This is a genomic window from Ensifer sp. GW821-FHT05G01 (assembly GCF_059419585.1).
The window spans coordinates 45017-64256 of the sequence record NZ_JBWKSC010000006.1 but is presented as its reverse complement, the minus strand read 5'-3'; the positions used below and the strand labels follow the sequence as shown (position 1 = coordinate 64256).

The window sequence follows — 19240 nt, the reverse complement described above, 5'->3', positions numbered from 1 at the left end:
TGGGCATCATGGCGGGGTCGGAACGCTAGACCGGCACCGCCTCGCCATCGCTTCGCGTCGTCTCTCCATCTGCACCGCCATCTTCTGCCGGTGGCTTGATACGGAACCAGGCGAGATAAAGCGCCGGCAGGAACAGGAGCGTCAGCACCGTTCCGACAATGATGCCGCCCATCATCGCATAGGCCATCGGCCCCCAGAAGATTTCCCGCGCGATCGGGATCAGCCCAAGGCTTGCGGCTGCGGCCGTCAGCATGATCGGCCGCATGCGATGCTCGGTCGCCTCGCGCACCGCATCCCAGGCGGCCACCCCCTCCTTGCGCAGATCCTCGATCTGCACGACGAGGATGACCGAGTTGCGGATGAGAATGCCGATTAGCGCCAGCACGCCAAGGATCGCGACAAAACCGAGCGGTGCGCCGCTTGGAAGCAGCGCCGCGACGACGCCGATCAGCGCCAGTGGCGCCACGGCAAAGACCAGGAACAGTCGCGAGAAGCTCTGCAGCTGGATCATCAGGATCGTCGCCATCACAAACAGCATCAGGGGCACGACGGCGACGATCGGTGCCTGGCTCTTGGCGCTTTCCTCAATGGTGCCGCCGATCTCGATCCTGTAACCGTCCGGAAGCCCGGCGCCAAACGCCGCCACGTCCTTTTCCAGCTGCGCCGAAACCGTCGAGGGCTGTGCCGTACCGTTGATCGCCGCCTTGACCGTGATCGTCGGCAGGCGCGAACGGCGCCATACGACCGGCTGCTCCATTTCGTAGCGGAAGTTGGCAACAGCCGCCAAGGGCACGGAATTGCCGTTGGCGCCGGGAAGCTGGAGATCGCGCAGCGTTTCGATCGATTGCCGCTCGGAGTCGCGCGCCCGGCCGATCACGTCGATCAGGTAGATGTCGTCGCGCACCTGTGTGACGGTCGTTCCCCCGACAATGCCGTTGAGGGCATTCGCGATATCCTGCGAGGTCACGCCGAGCTGGCGCGCCTTGTCCTGCAGCACATCGACCTTGATCATGCGCGCCGGCTCATTCCAGTCGAAAACGATCTCGCCCAGTTGCGGGTTGCGGCCGAGCACGGCGCTGAGATCGAGCGCATGCTTGCGCACCTGTTCGATATCGGGCCCGCTGACGCGATACTGGATCGGCCGACCGACCGGCGGGCCGATGTCGAGCAACTTCACGTAAGCGTCCGTTCCCGGGAATGTCTGCTTGAGATAGGCTTGCAAGTCGGCGCGCACCTTGTCGCGGACGTCGAGCCCCTTGGTGACGATGATCATCTGGCCGAAGGAGGGGTGCGGCGGTTGAACGTCGAAGGATAGGACGAAGCGCACAGCCCCCTCGCCGACATAGCTCGACCAGCGCAACACATCCGGGTTGCCGGCAAGCTTCTCTTTCTCGAACTTCGCCATCTGTGCGTTGGTTTCCTCGATCGAGGAATTCTGCGGCAGCGACCAATCGACGATGATCTCGGGCCGGTCGGATGAGGGAAAGAACTGCTGTTGGACGAAACCCATGCCGAAGACCGAAAGGCAGAAGACGGCGACGGTGGCGATGATCGTGGTCCAGCGCCAGTGCATGCAGAGATCGAGAAGCCTGGAAAACAGCCGCCCGATCCGGCCTTTTTCTCCGGCATGCTGCTTCATCGTCTTCGGCAGGATGGTGACGCCCAGAAGCGGCGCGAAGATCACCGCAACGATCCACGAGACGAGCAGAGAAATGGCGATGACGACGAACAAGGTGAAGGTGAATTCGCCGGCCGCGCTGTTGTTGAGGCCGATCGGGATGAAACCGGCAACGGTAACGAGCGTGCCCGTCAACATCGGAAAGGCTGTCGACGTATAGACGTAGGTCGCCGCCTTGCGCAGCGAATCGCCGACCTCCAGCCGCGCTACCATCATTTCCACCGCAATCATCGCATCGTCGACCAGCAGGCCGAGGGCGATGATCAGCGCACCGAGCGAAACGCGCTGCAGCGAGATGCCCCAATAGGACATGAAAACGAAGGTGATCGCCAGCGTCAGCGGAATGGAAAGGGCCACGACCAGGCCGGCGCGCATGCCAAGGCTGACGAAGCTGACGGCAAGAACGATGATCACCGCTTCGAACAGCGCCTGCGTGAAGCCGGAGACCGCCTCTTCGACCACGAGCGGCTGGTCGGACACGAGGTGAACGTCGACGCCGACAGGCAACCTCTGCTCCAGGCGCTCGATCTTCCGCTCCACCGCCTTGCCGAAATCGAGCAGATTGGAACCCTGCTTCATGCCGATCGCCAGCCCGATCGCGGGCTTGCCCTCGAAGCGGAAAAGGGCGGAGGGCGGATCGACGTAGCCGCGGGTGATCGTGGCAATGTCGCTGAGACGGAAAAATCGGTCATTGACCTGCAGGTTGACCGAACGGATGCTTTCTTCCGATGAAAACTGGCCGCCGACACGAATGCTGACGCGCTCACCTTCGGTCTGGATGACGCCAGAGGGTGAGACCGCATTCTGTGCCTGCAGCGTCTCGATCACCTGCTGTTGGTTGATGCCGAGGGCTGCGAGCTGGCGCGGCGAAAACTCGAGGTAGATCACCTCGTCCTGCGCGCCGATCAGATCGACCTTGCCAATGTTCGGTACCGTCAGGATATCGCGGCGCGCATCCTCGACATAGTCGCGCAGCTGCCGCGGCGTCAGCCCGTCGCCGGTGAAGGCATAGATGTTGCCGAAAACGTCGCCGAAGCGGTCGTTGAAGGCAGGCCCGATGACACCCGAAGGAAAGTCCCCGCGAATGTCGTTGATCATGTTGCGAACCGTGACCCAGGTCGCCGCCACATTACGCGCCTTCGTCTCCGGTTTCAGATTGACGAAGACCAGCGTCTGGCCCGGCGTCGTCATGCTCTTGGTGTAGTCGAGCGATTCCAGTTCCTCGAGCTTGCGCTCGATGCGCTCGGTAACCTGAAGCGTGGTTTCCTCGACCGACGCACCCGGCCAGGCGGCCGAGATCGTCATCGTCTTGATGGTAAAGGACGGGTCCTCCTCGCGGCCGAGCTCGACATAGGACGTGATGCCGAGCACGACGAAGACGATCATGAAGTACCAGACCATCGAGCTGTGATCGAGCGCCCAGTCCGAAAGGTTGAACTTCTTCATGAACGCGCTCCGTCGGAAATCTTTATCTTCTGGCCTTCCTCAAGGCTGTGCACGCCCGCGGTGGCGATGCGCTCTCCCGGCTTGAGCCCTGAGGTCACCGGCCTCAGGCCGCCGGCATCGACGCCGACTTCAACTTCCCGTGCCGTGACATCACCGCCCTGTTCATTGACGATCCAGACAAAACTCTTCCCTTCCCGCTCGAACACCGCAGTCGACGGAATGAGCATGAGTTCATGCTCGGCGCCCTGTCGCGTTGCGGTAATAGTCGTTCCCAGCCTGAACCCGACAGGCGGATTGTCGAGCGCGATCTTCACGCGCCGGGTTCGGGTGACCGGGTCGGCGGCCGGCGCGATCTCGCGCACCGTGCCACTGACCTTGAGATCCGGATTGATCTGCAGCGCGACCGAGAACGGCGTGCCGATCGGAAACAGCGCGATGCCGTCGGGCACGTCGACGACCGCGTCGCGTTCGCCGGGCCTTGCAACGGTCACGACCATCTCGCCGGCCGACACCACCTGGCCGACCTCAGCTCCGGTCGCCGTGACGATGCCGTCGAAATCGGACTTCAGCTTGGTATAGGAGAGCTGTTCCTCGGACTTCGCCAGCCCCGCCGTCGCCCGTATGAGCGATGCCTGCGCCGCCTCGTGCGCTTGCTGGGCACTGTCGACTGTGGCCTGGGATTCAGTATCAGTCTTCAGGAGAGCGGTGAGCCGCTCCTCGGCGGCAGCCGCATTGGCAAGGGTTGCCTCGGCACTTGCCTGGTCAGCCTTTGCCGACCGCAGCGCCAGTTCGAAGGCAGTCGGATCGAGGGCCGCAAGCTCGGCGCCTGCGATCACCGCATCGCCGACGGTCACATCACGGGCGACGAGCCGGCCGATAACCCGGAAGCCAAGCTCCGTCTGGACCTTCGGTTGCACCGTTCCGGCAAAGCTCGCAGCGGCGTCGACGCGCTGGCTGACGACCATCGATAGCACCGGACGAGCGACCTCGGTCGCCTGTTCCTCTTCCTTCTGGCATCCGACCAGCAGCAGCAATGCGGCAATCGGTATGACCAGGTGCGGGGTTCTCGACCAGCTCATTTCGCCTGCTCCTCAGCCACCGCATGCACCACCAAGCCCGGGCGCAGGAATTTGCCGCCCTCCGCCACGACCTTCTCGCCGACCGAAAGCCCGGAAGCGACGAGCACCCGGCCGCTTTCATAGGACTTGACCTCGATCGGCTTGAGGCTGACCGTGCTGTCGCTGGGATCGACGATCCAGACCGCTGGCTTGCCGTCGACGGCAGTGAGCGCCGTCCACGGCAGCGCGATGACCTTGGCCGGCTCGAAACGGGCGACACCGGTCACCGATGAACCGAGCGTCATGCGCTCCGGCGTCTCCTGCATCGCCAGCTTCACCCGCACCGTGCCGGCCTTGGCGTCTATCGTCGGGGAGATCTCGCTCACGCGAGCGATCGCCGTGACCGAGGGGTCGCTGACCAGCGCCAGCGTCACATCCTCGCTCGCCGGCCTCATGAACAACAACCCCTCGTGAACATTGAAGATGGCGTCCCGCGGACCGTCCTTGGCAACGGAGAACATGGTTTGGGCCGCCTGCACGACCTGTCCCACCTCGGCATGTCGGACGGTAACGATCCCCGCGGCACTCGAGCGCAATTCGGTGTAGGAAAGAGCGGTGCGCGCACTCTCGAGTTCCGCATTGGCGGCGTCCAAAGCACTTGCCGCCGTGCGCGCGGCAGTCTCGGCCTGGTCGAGATCACGGCGCGTCGTAAAGCCCTGCGTCATCAGGGTGTTCTGCCGGGTCAATGTCGCCTGGGCCTGCCGCAATTGGGCTTCTGCGGCCTTTACCGCCGCTTCGGACGCTTGAACATCGGCCTCCTGCTCGCGCGGATCGATCTTCGCCAGAAGCTCGCCGTCCTCGACATGGGCGCCGACATCCGCGAACCACTCTGTCACCTGGCCGCTAACGCGAAAGGCAAGGTTCGCCTGCACATGCGCCACGACTTCACCGGTCAGGGTGACGGTCTGCTGGTAATCGGTGAGCGCCGCTTCGACGATCCGAACTGTTGTATCCGGCCTTGCGGCTTCCGCCTCCTGCTTCTCGCACGAGGTCAGCAAGATCGTCGAGGCGAGCACGATTGCCCAACCACAGTGCCGCACGCTGCATGTGAATTGCGCCATACGCTCCACCCGGCTCCAGCATTGATCGAGGCATTTTCGAATGCCCGCCAACAGACAAGATGCGCCTCGCCTTCGTCGCGAGGATGCCAACAAAGTCGCATACTTGGCCGGTGTCTGGAAGTCCTCAGTCTGCAAACAGCGCTGCGACCGATGGTGGCGGCGCTGCTCGACACACGCGGTGAAGAAACACAGGGCGCGGCGGCTAAACGCCCTCGCGCCTGGTGGCCGTGGCGATCAGATTACCGATCGAGCTCTCGTTGAACGGTTTGTCGATCCTGGGGATGCCGCGCAGATGCGCCGGAAAGATCTCCGCATCGCCGTAGCCGCTGGTAAAGCCGAAGCATATGCCGCGGGCAATGATCGCGTCGGCAACCGCAAAGCTCGTCTCATTCTCGAGATTGACATCGAGCATGATGAAATCGAACGTCTGTGCCGAAATGAGCTGCATCGCCTGCTCGGCGTTGGTCGCGATCTGCACGTTGGAGATCCCGATGGATGTCAGGATTTCCTCCGCATCCATCGCGATGATGAAATTGTCTTCCAGAACGAGCACAGTTCTGATCGACGGTGGAATCTCGATCGTTGGCATTCGGTCCACCTTTCGCGAGAACCATGCGCCGGCCGCAGGAGCAGCCGCCGCAATCAACCTTGATCTATACCCCCCGCGAAACCACCCGGCATTTAAAAAAGACATGTTGGAAACGGTCAGCGATTTTGCCGCATCCTCACTCTGGCAAACGAAGGAACAAGGTGCTCGGCGGGGCGTTCAATAGGACGCGGCGCATCGACGGCCGAAAGCCGCAATCGCGGCCGCGTCTCGACACCCAGGATGAATTTCCGAAACCGATTGGAGAAAGATCATGGCACAGGCAGCCTCCGTGCTGAAACCGAAGGTCAAGGACGAGGAATTCGACATCGGGCTGAAGAAAGCCTATCGCCAGCAGATGGCGGCCGCCCTCTCCGACATTCTCGCCGACACCTACAAGCTCGTCATCAAGAGCCACATCTACCACTGGTACGTCGTCGGCCCACTGTTCAAGCCGCTGCATGAGCTGACTGAAGAGCATTACAATACCCTGTTCAAGGCGACCGACATCATTGCCGAACGCATCCGTGCGCTTGGCCATCTCGCTCCGGCAAAGCTCGGCGAGGCCAACCAGTTCGCTCCGACGAGCGCGTCGGTCAACCACACGACGGCGGCCGATATGGTCGCAGACCTCATTGCCGACCACGAGGCAGCCGTGCGGCGCATGCGCGAAGCGGGCGTGAAAGCCGATGAGAATGACGACCTTGTGACGACGGACATGCTGACCGATCGCCTCACCTTCCACGAAAAGGCACTGTGGATGCTGCGAGCGATCGTCGCCGCCTGACATCGTCAACCATGACGCGTCAAGTCGAGCCCCGCCATCCGGCGGGGCTCCTTGCGTCTTGCGCCTACCCGGCAAAGTGTCAGATCAACGGCCGCTTGGTCTCACTAAAACCTTCCCAGCCGGAGATTGCCAACAGTCCGTCGATGTCGCGAACGTTGCAGCCCTTGTCGGCCCAACGGATCATGCCGCGCTCGGCCAGCTTCTTCAGCGTCTTGTTGGTATGGACGATCGAAAGGCCGAGCGTATCGGCCACGTGCTGCTGGGTGATCGGGATTGCCACGCGGCTGCCGTTGAAGAGGTCGAGCGCCTTGGCGCGCTGGTAAAGGAAGGCGATGAGATAGGCGGCGCGCTCCAGCGCAGACCGCCGCCCGATGCTCAAGAGGTTCTCGTCGAGGATGCGCTCTTCGCGCGCAGCAATCCAGGTCAGATCGTAGGCGAGGTCGGGATAGCTGCTGTAGAGCCGATTGAGCTTGCCGCGTTCGAACACACAGAGCGTGACGGGGGAGAGCGCCTCGATCGAATGCTGCATTTCCCCCATCAGGCTGCCCTGCAGCCCGACGAGATCGCCGGGCATGATGTAATTGAGGATCTGCCTGCGGCCATCATCGAGCATCTTGTAGCGAAAGCCCCAGCCAGTCAGCACGGTAAAGAGATGAGCGCTGTGCGAGCCTTCCACCAGGATCGTCGCCCCGCTGTCGACCGCGAGTTCGCCGGTCTTGAATTCCGAAATGAAAGCCAGTTCGTCCGCGGTAAATGCCCTGAAGTGATCGAGCTTGCGCAAGGGACAGCTTTCACAGGGGATACGTTTGTCGTTGCGGGTTGCCGTTCCGGCCATCAATCCATCCGATACATGTTGCGGCAGGCCACTTCGGCTACCAAGGTCCTGATCGGAACTAGCGTGCACCGACGGGGCGGCAAGGTTTGCCCTGCCAAAAACGGATAGATTTCAGGTGCTTCATTGTTTCAGGCATGTCCTGTGACGATGGACAGCCATCAGGTCGTGCCCTATCTCTTGCGTCAGATCCTGCCCGCTGGAGCCGCCGCCATGTCTCATCCCGCCTTTGCCGCCGATCACCTTGCCGTCGTCACCGGTGCCGCCTCCGGCATCGGCCTTGCCAGCGCCCGCCGCTTCGCACGGCTCGGGATGCGCGTCGTGCTAGCCGATCTCGAGGGTGAACGCCTGGCGCAAGCCGCAGCCGAGGTCTCCGAGCTTTCGCCGCATGGCACGACGTACGTTGTCGCCATTCCCACCGATGTCTCCCGCCTTGAGAATATCGAAGCGCTGCTGCACGCCGTGCGCGAGCGCTTCGGGTCCGTCCACGTGTTGATGAACAATGCCGGCATTCAGCCGGGCAGCGCCATGTTCGGTCCGCAGGCAAACTGGGAGGCGGTGCTCGCCGTCAATCTCTGGGGCGTCATCAATGGTTCGCGCGTCTTCGCGCCGCACATGACTGCCCATGGGCAACCGGCCGTGATCATCAACACCGGCTCGAAGCAGGGCATCACCACGCCTCCCGGCGATCCCGCCTACAATGTTTCGAAGGCCGGCGTGAAGGCGTTCACCGAGGCGCTCGAACATGACCTGCGCAACATCGCCGGAGGACAGGTCCACGCCCATCTGCTCATTCCCGGTTTCGTCTATACGTCTCTCACCGCCAATGGCCGCACGGAAAAACCCGAGGGCGCCTGGACGTCCGACCAGACCGTCGACTTCATGATGGAAAGCCTGGAGCGCGGCGATTTCTATATTCTCTGCCCTGACAACGACGTCGTGAGGTCCACCGACGAGAAGCGCATCCTGTGGGCGGCCGGCGACATCGTCGAGAACCGACCGCCGCTGTCGCGCTGGCATCCGGATTTTGCCGATGCCTTCAAGGCCTTCCTCTCCAAGGACCGGAACTGATTTTCCGCCCGCGTTGAACACAGCGTTCTCCGCCGGGGTTCTGGCGCGGATGACCTGCATGTGGTTTGTGAGCGCATCATATCGGGAGACGACACATGACGAGCGGCATCCACCACATCACGCTGATTGCCCGCAAGGTGCAGGCGAACGTCGATTTTTACGTCGGCTTTCTCGGCCTGCGCCTCGTCAAGCGGACCGGCGGCTACGAGGATGCGACCCAGCTCCATCTCTTCTACGGCGACGCCGAAGGGTCCCCCGGCTCGCTTGTCACTTTCCTGATGTGGGAAGACGGCGCACCCGGCCGCGTCGGCCACGGCCAGCCGAGCGAAATCGCCTTTGCCATCGCGCCTGAAAGCATCGGCTTCTGGCTGACGCGCACATTGCAGCACAACATCAAGATCTCCGGTCCGGCCCAGGAATTCGGCGAGCCAGTACTGCGGCTGAAGGACCCGGACGGTGTCATCGTCAAGCTTGTTGGAACGGCCACTCTTTCGGCAGCCTCGCCCTGGAGCACGCGCGACATTCCCGAAGCGGACGCCATCCGGCGCCTGCGCGGCGCGACGATCCTGACGGAGCAGCCGGCCGACTCCGCCCGCTTCCTCGCCGAGCATTTCGGCTATGTCGAAACCGGCGCCACCGACACCATCCGTCGCTTTACCTCGCAATCGGGCGACATTATCGACGTGCGCGACGCCACCGGCTTCTGGACCGCAGCACCCGGCACCGGCACGATCGATCACATCGCCTTTCGCGCCCCCGACAAGGAAACCGTGCTGAAGGTTCGCGACGACCTGAAGCGCGACGATGCCACCGTCAACGCCCATGATCGCAAGTACTTCTATTCGCTCTACGCCCGCGAACCCGGCGGTTCGCTCTACGAATTTGCCACGGACAAACCCGGCTTCACCTTGGATGAACCGAAGGAAACGCTCGGCACGCAGCTGTTCATCCCGGCCCACTTCGCCGATCGCACTGCGGAAACGCTGGTCAGCCTGCCGCAATTCGCGCTGCCGGGCGAGCCGCGCTTGACGGAGCGCGACCTGCCCTTCGTTCACCGCTTCTATCATCCGGAGACGCCCGACGGCCGCACCTTCGTGCTTCTGCACGGCAGCGGCGGCAACGAGACGCAACTGCTGCACCTCGGCCATCAGGTTGACGATAAAGCCACGCTGCTCGGCGTTCGCGGCCGCTCCACTGAAGAAGGCTCGCCGCGCTGGTTCCGGCGCTATTCCTCGACCACCTTCGACCAGAAGGACGCGCGCGCCGAAGCCGATGCCTTTGCCGCCTTTCTCGAAGGCGCGCGCGACGGCTACGGTATCGATCTGTCAAAGGTCGTGTTCATCGGCTATTCGAACGGCGCCAATCTACTGGTCGCGCTGATGACGCTGCACCCCGGTCTGATCCGGAACGTGGTGCTGATGCGCTCGATGCTCGTCCTCGACGATATGCCCACGCCGGACCTTGCAGGCACGAACATCCTGCTTTTGACTGGCAAGTCCGACAGCTACGGCCAGTTCGCACCACGGCTCAAAGCGGAGCTTGCAAAGACCGGTGCCAGCCTCACGGCCCTTGATCTCGACATGGGCCACGAGATCGGCGCTCCTGATATCGCCGCTATCCAGCAATGGCTGGAGAAAGAAGGCGTCTGAGGGTTCGCAGTCGGCCGGCGGATTTCGGAGCCGCGGCCGCGGCCGACCCGCACCCTCCGTCATGCTCGGGCTTGACCCGAGCATGACGGAGATCGGTTAGGCGCACAACCATGATGGATCGTCGGGTCAAGCCCGAGGAAGACAAACGTCGGAGATGGGTTGTTGCCGTGGCCGCACCTAAAGCCGCCCTATGACTGCAGCTCCTAAAGCATTTCCAGGAAAAGTGCGGAGCGGTTTTCCGTCAGGAAATGCGTAAAAACAGAGATATAGAGCGTTTCTGTGTTTCCGTCTAAATCGGAAACGCTCTAGCGACTGCTCTCCGCCCCCGCAAAGTCCGCAAAAGCTTTGACGAATGCGCTCAGCCTAGCGCCGGCTTCGGCATCGCTCAGCGTCCCATTCTCGTCAAACAGGGTTTCCGCCCGCGGCAGCATCAGCCGTTTGCCCGACCAGAGTTCGGCGCCAAGCGTGCGCATGACCGGCAGCCAGGCATTCTGGCTGAGGATCGTGCCGAAGTTTCCCGGCGACGTGCCGGCAAGCGCGAAGTGACGGCCGCGAAACACCTTGGCGATATCGGCCGACGGCCGGCTCAGCCAGTCGATCGCATTCTTGAAAACGCCGGGTATCGAATTGTTGTATTCGGGCGTGAACAGGATCACGCCATCGGCGGCCATGATCTTTTGCTTCAGGCCGGTGACCGCTTCAGGGATTCCGTCCTTTGCCTCGACATCGCCGTCATAGAGCGGAATGCCGTGGAGCGTCGCGGTTTCGAATTCGACACCATCGGGCGCGTCAACTGCCGCCGCCTGCATCAGGCCGGTGTTGAACGACGCCCGCCGCAGACTTCCTGAAATGCCGAGGATTTTCACCATGATCTGACCCTTTGTTGCGCGTTGGCGCCATCATGGGTCGGTCCCGCCAGAAAGCCAATGGGATCAGTGGGATATAGACGAAAAAGCCGGGGACGAGCCCCGGCTTTCTGTTTTTCATCACTATTCCAGCGGCTTCAGCCGTGCCTCGATCTGGGGCCGCTTCGGCTCCAGGAACGGCGGCAGCGACAGGCTTTCACCCAGCGTCTCCATCGGTTCGTCGACGGCAAAACCAGGCCCGTCGGTGGCGATCTCGAAGAGCACGCCGTTCGGCTCGCGGAAATAGAGCGAGCGGAAATAATAGCGTTCGACTTCGCCGCTCGACGGCAGGCGGAAGCCCTGCAGGCGCTCGGTCCACGCCGTCAGCGCGTCGGTATCCGGTGCCCGGAAGGCGACGTGATGCACGGCGCCGGCGCCCTGGCGGGCAATCGGCAGGCCCGGCTGGACAGCCACATGCAGTTCGGCCGCAGGACCGCCCTCGCCCATCGAGAACACATGTACCTGGCCCTCGCCATCCGGCGACGGATAGCGTCTCGCCTCAGTCATGTTCATCACCTGCGTCAACACCAACTCGGTGTTGGTGATGTCGGGCACGCTGATAGTGATGGGACCAAGCCCCTTGATCTGGTGCTCTGAAGGAACCGAGCTCTTTTCCCACGGGTGCGAGGGCGAAAGCCCGCCATCGTCGATCAACCGGAAACGCTGGCCTTCGCCGTCCTCGAAGTCGAGCGAGGTGCGGCCATCGAGATCACTGACGTCGCCGGCAGTCACCTTCATCTCATCGAGATGCACCTTCCACCAGCGAACGCTGTCGGCGCTGCCGACCCGCAGGCCGGTGCGCGAGATACTGTGCGTACCGCGACCTTCGCGGCCAACCGGCCAGTCAAAGAAGGTCAGGTCCGTGCCGGGCGTAGCCTGGCCGTCGGCGTAAAAAAGGTGATAGGCGGTGGTATCGTCCTGATTGACGGTCTTCTTGACCAGGCGCAGCCCGAGAACCTTGGTGTAGAAACGCAGGTTCTCCGGCGCGTTCGCCGTGATCGCCGTCAGATGATGAATACCGGTCAGTTGCAAGCTCATGATTGCCTCCAATGTGGCTTTTCCGTTGAGCACAATATGGGTCGGCACGGCACTATCAAAAGGAGACGATCAAGAACGGATTGTTCTTCCGGAGTGAACGATGTCAGGCGCGATTCAGATCGCCGAGATAGGTGTTTTCCAGACGCGAGACCGCGAAGCTCGCCGGATCGATATCGGCAATCATCAGCGCTTCATGGGCCGCGTCGCCCTTTGCCAGCACCTGTCCGTCCGGAGAGGCGATGCGCGACAGGCCGGCGAAGGAAAACAGCGGATCGGAACCGCAATGGTTGATATAGGCCACGAAGACCTGGTTCTCGAAGGCCCGTGTCTGGATCATGTGATCGGCGATGAAGGTGCCCGACCATCCGGCCGGCAGCGCCGTCGGCACCAGAACGGCCTCGGCGCCGGCCAGGGCCAGCCGACGCACATTCTCCGGAAACTCGACGTCATAGCAGATCAGCATGCCGCAGGTGACGCCGCGATGGACGAAGAGCTTCGTTGACGGTCTCTCCGGCGCAAAATGCGAGCGCTCGTAGTCGCCATAGAGATGCGATTTCCGGTAGACCGTCGGCTTCGCATCACCATCAACATGGACGGCACTGTTATAGACGACGTCCCCGTCCCGCTCGGCAAACCCGGCGATCAGCGCGATACCGGTTTCCCGCGATATCTCCACCAGGCGCCGGACGATAGGTCCATCGATCGGTTCGGCGAGAGCGCGGATCGCATCCCCCGCCCCATAGCCGGTGAGCCCGAGTTCCGGCGTCAACAAAAGCGTCGCGCCCTTCGACGCCGCTTCCCTTGCCGCCCGCGCGAGGCGGTCGAGATTGGCGGCAACGTCGCCGCAGGCCGATTGCATCTGGAGAGCGGCGAGTTTCATCATTTTCCGTCCGATGACATGGCGCCAAGCAGCTTCGGCAGGTCACCGAAACGGGCAACGAGACCGAAGATCACGGCGGCGGTGGTGACAAACAGAACGGTCACCGACGCCATCGTCGGCGTGTAGCCGTAGCGAAGCGCGTTGAAGATCTTGATCGGCAGCGTTTCCATGGTGAAGCCGACCGTCATGTAGGCAACGATATATTCGTTGAGTGAGAGCACGAAGGCGAAGGCGTAGCCGGAGACTATGTAAGGCAGGATCAGCGGCAGGACGACCGTGCGGAAGATCGTGCGCTCGTCGGCGCCCATCGTCGCGGCCGCCTCGACCAGCGACCGGTCGATCGAGGTAAAGCCGAGCGACAAGGTCACCAGCGGGAGGGTGACGAAGAAGATCGCGTGGCTGACGACCGCGGTCCATGGCTGGCCGTAAAAGCCGACGGTGGCCCAGAAGGTGAGCATGCCAAGCGCGGTGATGACGGGCGGAAGCGTGAAGGGCGCAACGCCGAGCACCTGGAAAATGTTGGCCCAGGGTGCGATGCGCCGCCAGAGGAACCAGGCGAGCGGCAGCGCGATGGCAACCGCGAGCGCCGCTGACAAGAGCGCCAGCGTGACGGAGGCAAACAGCGCGCTGCGCCATTCCGGATTGAAAAAGATCTCGCCGTACCAGGAGAGCGAAAAGCCCTGCGGCGGGAAGGCCAGCGTCTGCTTGGCGTTGACCGAGACGCCGGCAACGACAATGATCGGCAGCGCCAGGAACAGCCCGATCAGGAAGAAATAGGCCTTGCGGAAGATCGAGGTCATGCCGCTTCTCCCTTGCGTCCGGCAATCACGGTCAGCGCCACGAGCCCAAGCGTCACCAGCACCAGGAACACCGCCATCGCCGCAGCGAAAGGCATGTTCGACTGGTAGATCGCCTGGTCGGTGATCAGCACCGACAGCGTCCAGTGCTGCGGCCGGCCGAGCAGCTGCGGCAACAGATAAGAGCCGAGCGCGAAGATGAAGACCATGATCAGCGTGGCGGTGATGGTGTTTCTGAGCGCCGGCACGACGACGGTGAAGAAGGCCTTGAGCGGCGATGCGCCGAGCGTCCGGGCAGCTTCCGTCAGCGTCGGGTCAAGCCGCACGAGGGCCGGAAACAGCACCAGCACCGTATAGGGGAACGCCTGGTAGACCATGCCGGTCAGAACCGCGCCGAAGCTCGGCGTCAGTGCCTTGGCTTCCGACATGATCCCGAGCGCGACCAGAATGTTGGTGATCCCTGCGGTGCGCGAAAACAGCGTCGACCAGGCAAAGCCGATGATGACTTCCGATAGCGACAGGATCGACAAGAGCGCCACAAGCCAGACCACCTGCACCTTCCGGCCCATGCGCGTCAGCATGTAAGTGAAGGGCAGCGCCAGCACGACGCAGCAGATCGCGACGGTGATCGCCAGGAACAGCGAAAAGCCGAGCACGCCGCCGAAGAAAGCGGAGAGGAAGCGCGCATAATTGTCGAAGACGAAGGCCGGCGTGTAGAAACCACCCTGCAGACGTTGAAAAAAGCTGACGGCGATCATCGTGCCGAACGGCACGACGAAGAAGATCGTCAGCATCGCTGCGGGAAAGAGAAGCGGGGCGTAATCGCCGAGTTTTTGCGGAGGTTCGCGTCTCATTTCTTCAGCACCACGCAAACGTCAGGCGTGAGCGCGATGCCGACCTCCTGGCCGACGGTGACGTCTGGCCGGGCGCGCGGCGTCGAGACCGCGACGATCTGACGGCCGGCAATGTCGACGAAAGTTTCGATCGTGCCGCCGAGATCGCGCACGAAGGTGACCTTGCCCGAGAGCGCGCCGGCGCCCGGCGCCGTCAGGTGCACGTCTTCAGGGCGAACCGACAGCGTTCCCTTGGATGCACCCGCCGGCAAGGCGAGGCCGGCAATCGGCTGGCCCAGCACCTCGACGCGGCCAGCGCTGTCGGCCTGCACCTCGAGCAGATTGGTCTGGCCGATGAAGTCGGCGACAAAGCTATCGGCAGGGCGGCGGTAGATCTCGATCGGCGATGCGGCCTGGCGGATTTCGCCGCCGTTCATGACGACGACCGTGTCGGCCATGGTCATCGCTTCGCGCTGGTCGTGGGTAACGACGATGGTGGTGATCCCCAGTTTCTGCTGCAGCTGGCGCAATTCCACCTGCATCGCCTCGCGCAGCTTGGCGTCGAGCGCCGAAAGTGGCTCGTCGAGCAGGAAAAGCTTGGGCGAGATCGCAAGCGCCCGGGCAATCGCCACGCGCTGGCGCTGGCCGCCGGAAAGCTTGGCAACGGGTCTGTCGGCATAGCCGGTGAGATGGATCATCGACAGCAGCTCGTCGACCCGCTTCTTCTGGTCCTCCTTTGCCGCACCGCGGATGCGCAAGGGATAGGCGATGTTCTCGCCGACGGTCAGATGCGGGAACAGTGCCAGCGACTGGAACACCATGCCGAGATTGCGCTTATGCGTCGGCACATGGGTGATGTCTTCGCCATCGAGCCGGATCGCCCCGCCGGTCGGCAGGTCAAGGCCGGCAATCATGCGCAGAAGCGTGGTCTTGCCGCAGCCGGAAGGCCCGAGCATGCAGACGAACGTCCCGTGAGGCACGTTGAGCTCGACATTGTTGACGGCTCTGAAGGACCCGAATTCCTTGACGACGTTTTGAAGGGCAAGTCCGGACATTGTCTCTCCGCGGAAATGTCCCCTCCTCATCATGGGAGGGGCAAGGGCGGGGAGTAGCCCGTGGGCCCTCCCCGTCAGTCAGCATAGGCCCTCCCCGCCGAGGCGAGGAGGTTGGTCGTCGCAATCAGCCGACGATCAGCTCGGTCCACTTCTGGTTCAGCCAATCGGACTTGGACTGGTACAGGTCGTAGCGCGGCACGATCGGCTCGATATCCGACGAAACGGCTGCGAATTCCTTGTCCGTCAGGTCGGTGACTTCGCGCTTGACGGTCGGCGACGTGCCGACCTTGCGCGACAGCGTTGCCTGGATCGAAGGCTGGCACATGTAGTCGATGAAGATATGGGCTTCCTCGGACTTCTGCGACGCGCGCGACAGCGCCCAGCAACCGGAATCCTGGATGCCGCCTTCCTTCGGGAAGGTCGAGCGCACCGGATTGCCGTCAGCAGCCGCAAGGCCGGTCACGTCGTGGTAGTACTGGCCCATCGGGATTTCGCCTGACTTCAGCGACTGCTCGAACTGCGCCTCGTCGCGGTACCAGAGCCGGACGTTCGGCTTCACTTCGGCAAGCTTGTCGAACACCTTGAGGATGCCCTCTTCGGTGTCGAGCGCATTGGTGCCGCCGAAGAAGGTCTTGGCGGTCACTTCGAGCAGGAACGAGTTGGAAACCAGCGCCAGCAGGCCAAGCTTGTCGGCGTTTGCCGGATCCCAGAACGCAGCCCAAGAGGTCGGCGCTTCCTTGTAGACGTCGGTGTTGGTGACGAGGGTGATGTACCAGGAGACGGCACCGATGCCGGCCACGCGTCCGTCAGGGTACTTGTTGATGAAGCGGTCGAGCAGGTTCGAGCTGTTCTTGATCTTCGACATGTCGATCGGCGTCCACAGCTCGGTCGACTGGCCCTTAAGCATCGCGACCTGCGACATCATCGAGACGTCGGCAGGCGCCTGGCCGGCGCGCGCGGCCTGTTCCAGCTGGACGAGCCAGGCTTCGCCGGTCGGCTCGGCGATCGATTCGACCGCGATGCCCGTCGCCTTGGTGAATTCCGGGAAGATGTTCTTGTCGAACGAGGTTTTGAAATAGCCGCCGTAAACGCCGACCTTCAGCGACTTGTCCTGGGCGCGCAGCACCGAGGGCATCGCCAGCATCGAGGCGCCGGCAAGGCCCGCGCCGAGCAGCGTGCGGCGCTTGATGGAAGTTGTAATCATCGTCTGTCTCCTTTGTTTCGGCGGTGATCCGCCTTGTTCCCTGTTCTCGTTGATTTCTTGCACATTTTCGGTCTCAGTGCGCGGGTATTTTGCGCTCCAGCATGCGTGCATATTGCGTCAACGGATAGCACAGCACGAAGAAGATCACCGCAACCAGCCCATAGACCGTGAAAGGTTCGAAGGTTGCATTATTGATCGCATTCGCGGTTCTGAGAAGCTCCTCGAAGCCGATGATCGACGTCAGCGCCGTGCTCTTGATGAGCTGGACGAGAAAGCCGACAGCCGGCGGCCGGGTGATCGCAAACGCTTGCGGCAGGATCACCAGGCGCAGTTCCTGCAACCGGTGCAGACCCAGGCTGGCACCGGCATCCCACTGGCCGAGCGGCAGCGCTTCGACGCCGCCGCGCCAGATTTCGGCGAGATAGGCGCTGGCATAAAAGGTCAGCCCCAGTGCCGCAGCCGTCCATGGCTCGATGCGAAAGCCGAGCATCGGCAGGCCGAAGAACATCAGGAACAGCTGCATCAACAGCGGCGTGCCCTGAAACAAGGCGATGTAGCCCGAACCGAACCGACGCAGCCACTTCTGTTTGGAGATGCGGGCAAACAGGATCATCAGGCCGACGGCAGCGCCGCCGGCAAAGGCGACAGCCGACAGAAGCACCGTCCAGCGGGTGGCGAATACCAGGTTGCGCAGGATGTCCCAGAAAGTGAATTCGATCATGACACGCCCGCTCCCAGCATGCGCCTGCCGCCGGCGACAAACAGCCGACGGATGGCCATCGACAGAGCCAGATAGATCAGCGTGACGACAAAATAGGTCTCGAAGGACCGGAAGGTGCGTGCCTGCAAGAGGTCAGCCTCATGGGCGAGTTCGCGCACTGCGATCTGCGACACGACGGCCGATTCCAGCATCATGATGATCACCTGGCTGATCAGCGCCGGGAAGATGACTTTCAGCGCCTGTGGCAGGATGATCTTGACGAAAACCTGACGTGGCCTGAGGCCGAGCGCATAGGCCGCCTCGCCTTGGCCTTTCGGCACGGCGTCGAGGCCGGCGCCAACGATCTCCGTGGTGTAGGCCGCCATGTTGAGCGTCATCGCCAGGATCGCGGCAACGACCGGATCGAGCCTGATGCCGATGCTCGGCAGGCCGAAGTAGATGAAGAACAGCTGCACCAGAAACGGCGTGTTGCGGATCACCTCGACATAGACCGCAACCGCCTTGCGCAGGATGCCGTAGCGGCTGCGGCGGGCGGCGGCAAAGAGAATGCTGATCACGATGCCGAGCACCGTGGTGCAGGCGATCAGGAAGAGCGTCATCATGGCGCCATGGGCAATCGCGCCCGCGGCATCCCGAAGCCATCCGAAATCGAGGCTGTAACCCATCGTCGCAACCTTTCCCCGAAAGGCCCACGGAGACGCCAAGTCCCCGTGGGCGTCAAGAGCTGATTAGTCCTTGAGGTTTTCGGGGTTGAGCGGCGTCTTCAGCCAGGCCTCGGAGCTGGCGTTCAGCTTGCCGTCGGCCAGCATCTTGGCAACGGCGTCGTTGACGGCCGTCTTCAGTGCTTCCTCGTTCTTGTTGAGGCCGATATGCGACGGCGAGGTCAGGAGCTGGAACTTCTGCTCCGGCTTCAGCGCCTCCTGGCGGGCCAGCACCTGCGCGCCGACGTCGTTGCCGACGACCATCAGCTGGGTCTGGCCGGAGATGAACGCCTGGATCACGGCATTGTAGTTGTCGAAGCGCTGGATCGCGGCGGTCGACGGGGCCGCCTCGGTCAGCGACGTATCTTCCAGCGTGCCGCGGTTGACGGCGATGGTCTTGTCGGCGAGGTCTTCCTTGCCGGCGACCTTGAGGTCCGCCGGGCCGATGACGGCGATGTAGTAGGGCGCGTAGGCGGCTGCGAAGTCGATCACTTCGGCGCGCTCCTTGGAGAACCCGACGCTCATCAGGATGTCGACGCGCTTGTCGTTGAGATAGGGAATGCGGTTCTGGCCGGTAACGCTGACGAGGTTCAGCTTGACGCCGAGGCCGTCGGCGATCTGCTGGGCGACGTCGACGTCATAACCCTTGATGCTCATGTCGGCGCTGGCAGAGGAGAAGGGCGGGAAGTCGGAGAAGATGCCGACCTTGATCTCGCCGGCCGACTTGATGTCGGCGAGCGCGTCGGCACGGGCGATACCGGTTGCAGCACCGAGCATGAGCGCGGCGGCGAAGGCTGCTTTCATTGTCTTTTGAAGTGTCATTGTCGTTCCCCTGTCTGGAAGCATTGTTGATTGTGGGCATTTTCTGGTCGGCTGCC

At 62.6% G+C, this 19240-nt stretch carries 18 protein-coding genes; 3 read left to right on the top strand and 15 right to left on the bottom strand.

Annotated features, from left to right (window positions below):
• Positions 1-25 precede the first annotated feature (25 nt).
• The 4 genes from AC07UR_RS16115 to AC07UR_RS16100 all read right to left on the bottom strand — a co-directional run bounded on the left by AC07UR_RS16115 (position 26) and on the right by AC07UR_RS16100 (position 5892).
• Positions 26-3124 (bottom strand): efflux RND transporter permease subunit, encoded by a 3099-nt coding sequence (locus tag AC07UR_RS16115; protein ID WP_173423878.1) that lies wholly within the window; start codon positions 3122-3124, stop codon positions 26-28.
• On the bottom strand, positions 3121-4203 hold the full coding sequence (locus AC07UR_RS16110) for an efflux RND transporter periplasmic adaptor subunit (RefSeq protein ID WP_209791091.1): 1083 nt from the start codon (positions 4201-4203) through the stop codon (positions 3121-3123). Before AC07UR_RS16110 ends, AC07UR_RS16115 begins: the two co-directional genes overlap by 4 nt.
• A complete protein-coding gene (locus AC07UR_RS16105) occupies positions 4200-5303 on the bottom strand; it encodes an efflux RND transporter periplasmic adaptor subunit (RefSeq protein ID WP_209791092.1) in 1104 nt (367 codons plus the stop codon). The genes AC07UR_RS16110 and AC07UR_RS16105 overlap by 4 nt, the downstream gene beginning before the upstream one ends.
• Positions 5304-5505: 202 nt before the next feature.
• On the bottom strand, positions 5506-5892 hold the full coding sequence (locus AC07UR_RS16100; RefSeq protein WP_209791093.1) for a response regulator: 387 nt from the start codon (positions 5890-5892) through the stop codon (positions 5506-5508).
• Positions 5893-6163: 271 nt separating this feature from the next.
• On the opposite strand from AC07UR_RS16100, the gene AC07UR_RS16095 reads away from it, so the two are divergent.
• Positions 6164-6676: a Dps family protein gene (locus AC07UR_RS16095; protein WP_494700049.1), complete on the top strand. Its 513-nt coding sequence runs from the start codon at positions 6164-6166 to the stop codon at positions 6674-6676.
• A gap of 79 nt (positions 6677-6755) precedes the next feature.
• On the opposite strand, the gene AC07UR_RS16090 is transcribed toward AC07UR_RS16095, so the two are convergent.
• Positions 6756-7511: a Crp/Fnr family transcriptional regulator gene (locus AC07UR_RS16090; protein ID WP_209791094.1), complete on the bottom strand. Its 756-nt coding sequence runs from the start codon at positions 7509-7511 to the stop codon at positions 6756-6758.
• A 210-nt stretch (positions 7512-7721) separates the two neighbouring features.
• On the opposite strand from AC07UR_RS16090, the gene AC07UR_RS16085 reads away from it, so the two are divergent.
• Positions 7722-8579: an SDR family NAD(P)-dependent oxidoreductase gene (locus tag AC07UR_RS16085; RefSeq protein WP_209791141.1), complete on the top strand. Its 858-nt coding sequence runs from the start codon at positions 7722-7724 to the stop codon at positions 8577-8579.
• A 95-nt stretch (positions 8580-8674) separates the two neighbouring features.
• Positions 8675-10228, top strand: coding sequence for a VOC family protein (locus tag AC07UR_RS16080; RefSeq protein WP_209791095.1), 1554 nt, complete (start codon positions 8675-8677; stop codon positions 10226-10228).
• Between the two features lie 305 nt (positions 10229-10533).
• Here AC07UR_RS16080 and AC07UR_RS16075 read toward each other — a convergent pair whose 3' ends face one another.
• The 10 genes from AC07UR_RS16075 to AC07UR_RS16030 all read right to left on the bottom strand — a co-directional run bounded on the left by AC07UR_RS16075 (position 10534) and on the right by AC07UR_RS16030 (position 19184).
• Complete coding sequence (locus AC07UR_RS16075) at positions 10534-11097, bottom strand: NADPH-dependent FMN reductase (protein ID WP_209791096.1); 564 nt, start codon at positions 11095-11097, stop codon at positions 10534-10536.
• 120 nt (positions 11098-11217) lie between these two features.
• Positions 11218-12171: a ring-cleaving dioxygenase gene (locus AC07UR_RS16070; protein WP_209791097.1), complete on the bottom strand. Its 954-nt coding sequence runs from the start codon at positions 12169-12171 to the stop codon at positions 11218-11220.
• Between the two features lie 103 nt (positions 12172-12274).
• On the bottom strand, positions 12275-13054 hold the full coding sequence (locus AC07UR_RS16065; RefSeq protein WP_209791098.1) for a carbon-nitrogen hydrolase family protein: 780 nt from the start codon (positions 13052-13054) through the stop codon (positions 12275-12277).
• The gene (locus AC07UR_RS16060) at positions 13051-13851 is read right to left on the bottom strand and encodes an ABC transporter permease (protein WP_209791099.1); all 801 of its coding nucleotides are present in this window, start codon (positions 13849-13851) and stop codon (positions 13051-13053) included. The genes AC07UR_RS16065 and AC07UR_RS16060 overlap by 4 nt, the downstream gene beginning before the upstream one ends.
• A complete protein-coding gene (locus tag AC07UR_RS16055; RefSeq protein WP_173423867.1) occupies positions 13848-14702 on the bottom strand; it encodes an ABC transporter permease in 855 nt (284 codons plus the stop codon). The genes AC07UR_RS16060 and AC07UR_RS16055 overlap by 4 nt, the downstream gene beginning before the upstream one ends.
• On the bottom strand, positions 14699-15736 hold the full coding sequence (locus AC07UR_RS16050; protein WP_173423866.1) for an ABC transporter ATP-binding protein: 1038 nt from the start codon (positions 15734-15736) through the stop codon (positions 14699-14701). The genes AC07UR_RS16055 and AC07UR_RS16050 overlap by 4 nt, the downstream gene beginning before the upstream one ends.
• A 124-nt stretch (positions 15737-15860) precedes the next feature.
• Entirely contained in the window at positions 15861-16940 is a 1080-nt protein-coding gene (locus AC07UR_RS16045; protein WP_173423865.1) for an ABC transporter substrate-binding protein, read from the bottom strand.
• Positions 16941-17013: 73 nt separating this feature from the next.
• Positions 17014-17661, bottom strand: coding sequence for an amino acid ABC transporter permease (locus tag AC07UR_RS16040; RefSeq protein WP_209791100.1), 648 nt, complete (start codon positions 17659-17661; stop codon positions 17014-17016).
• Positions 17658-18326, bottom strand: a complete 669-nt coding sequence (locus AC07UR_RS16035; protein WP_209791101.1) for an amino acid ABC transporter permease — start codon at positions 18324-18326, stop codon at positions 17658-17660. Before AC07UR_RS16035 ends, AC07UR_RS16040 begins: the two co-directional genes overlap by 4 nt.
• Positions 18327-18389: 63 nt before the next feature.
• Complete coding sequence (locus tag AC07UR_RS16030) at positions 18390-19184, bottom strand: transporter substrate-binding domain-containing protein (protein WP_209791102.1); 795 nt, start codon at positions 19182-19184, stop codon at positions 18390-18392.
• Between the last annotated feature and the right edge of the window lie 56 nt (positions 19185-19240).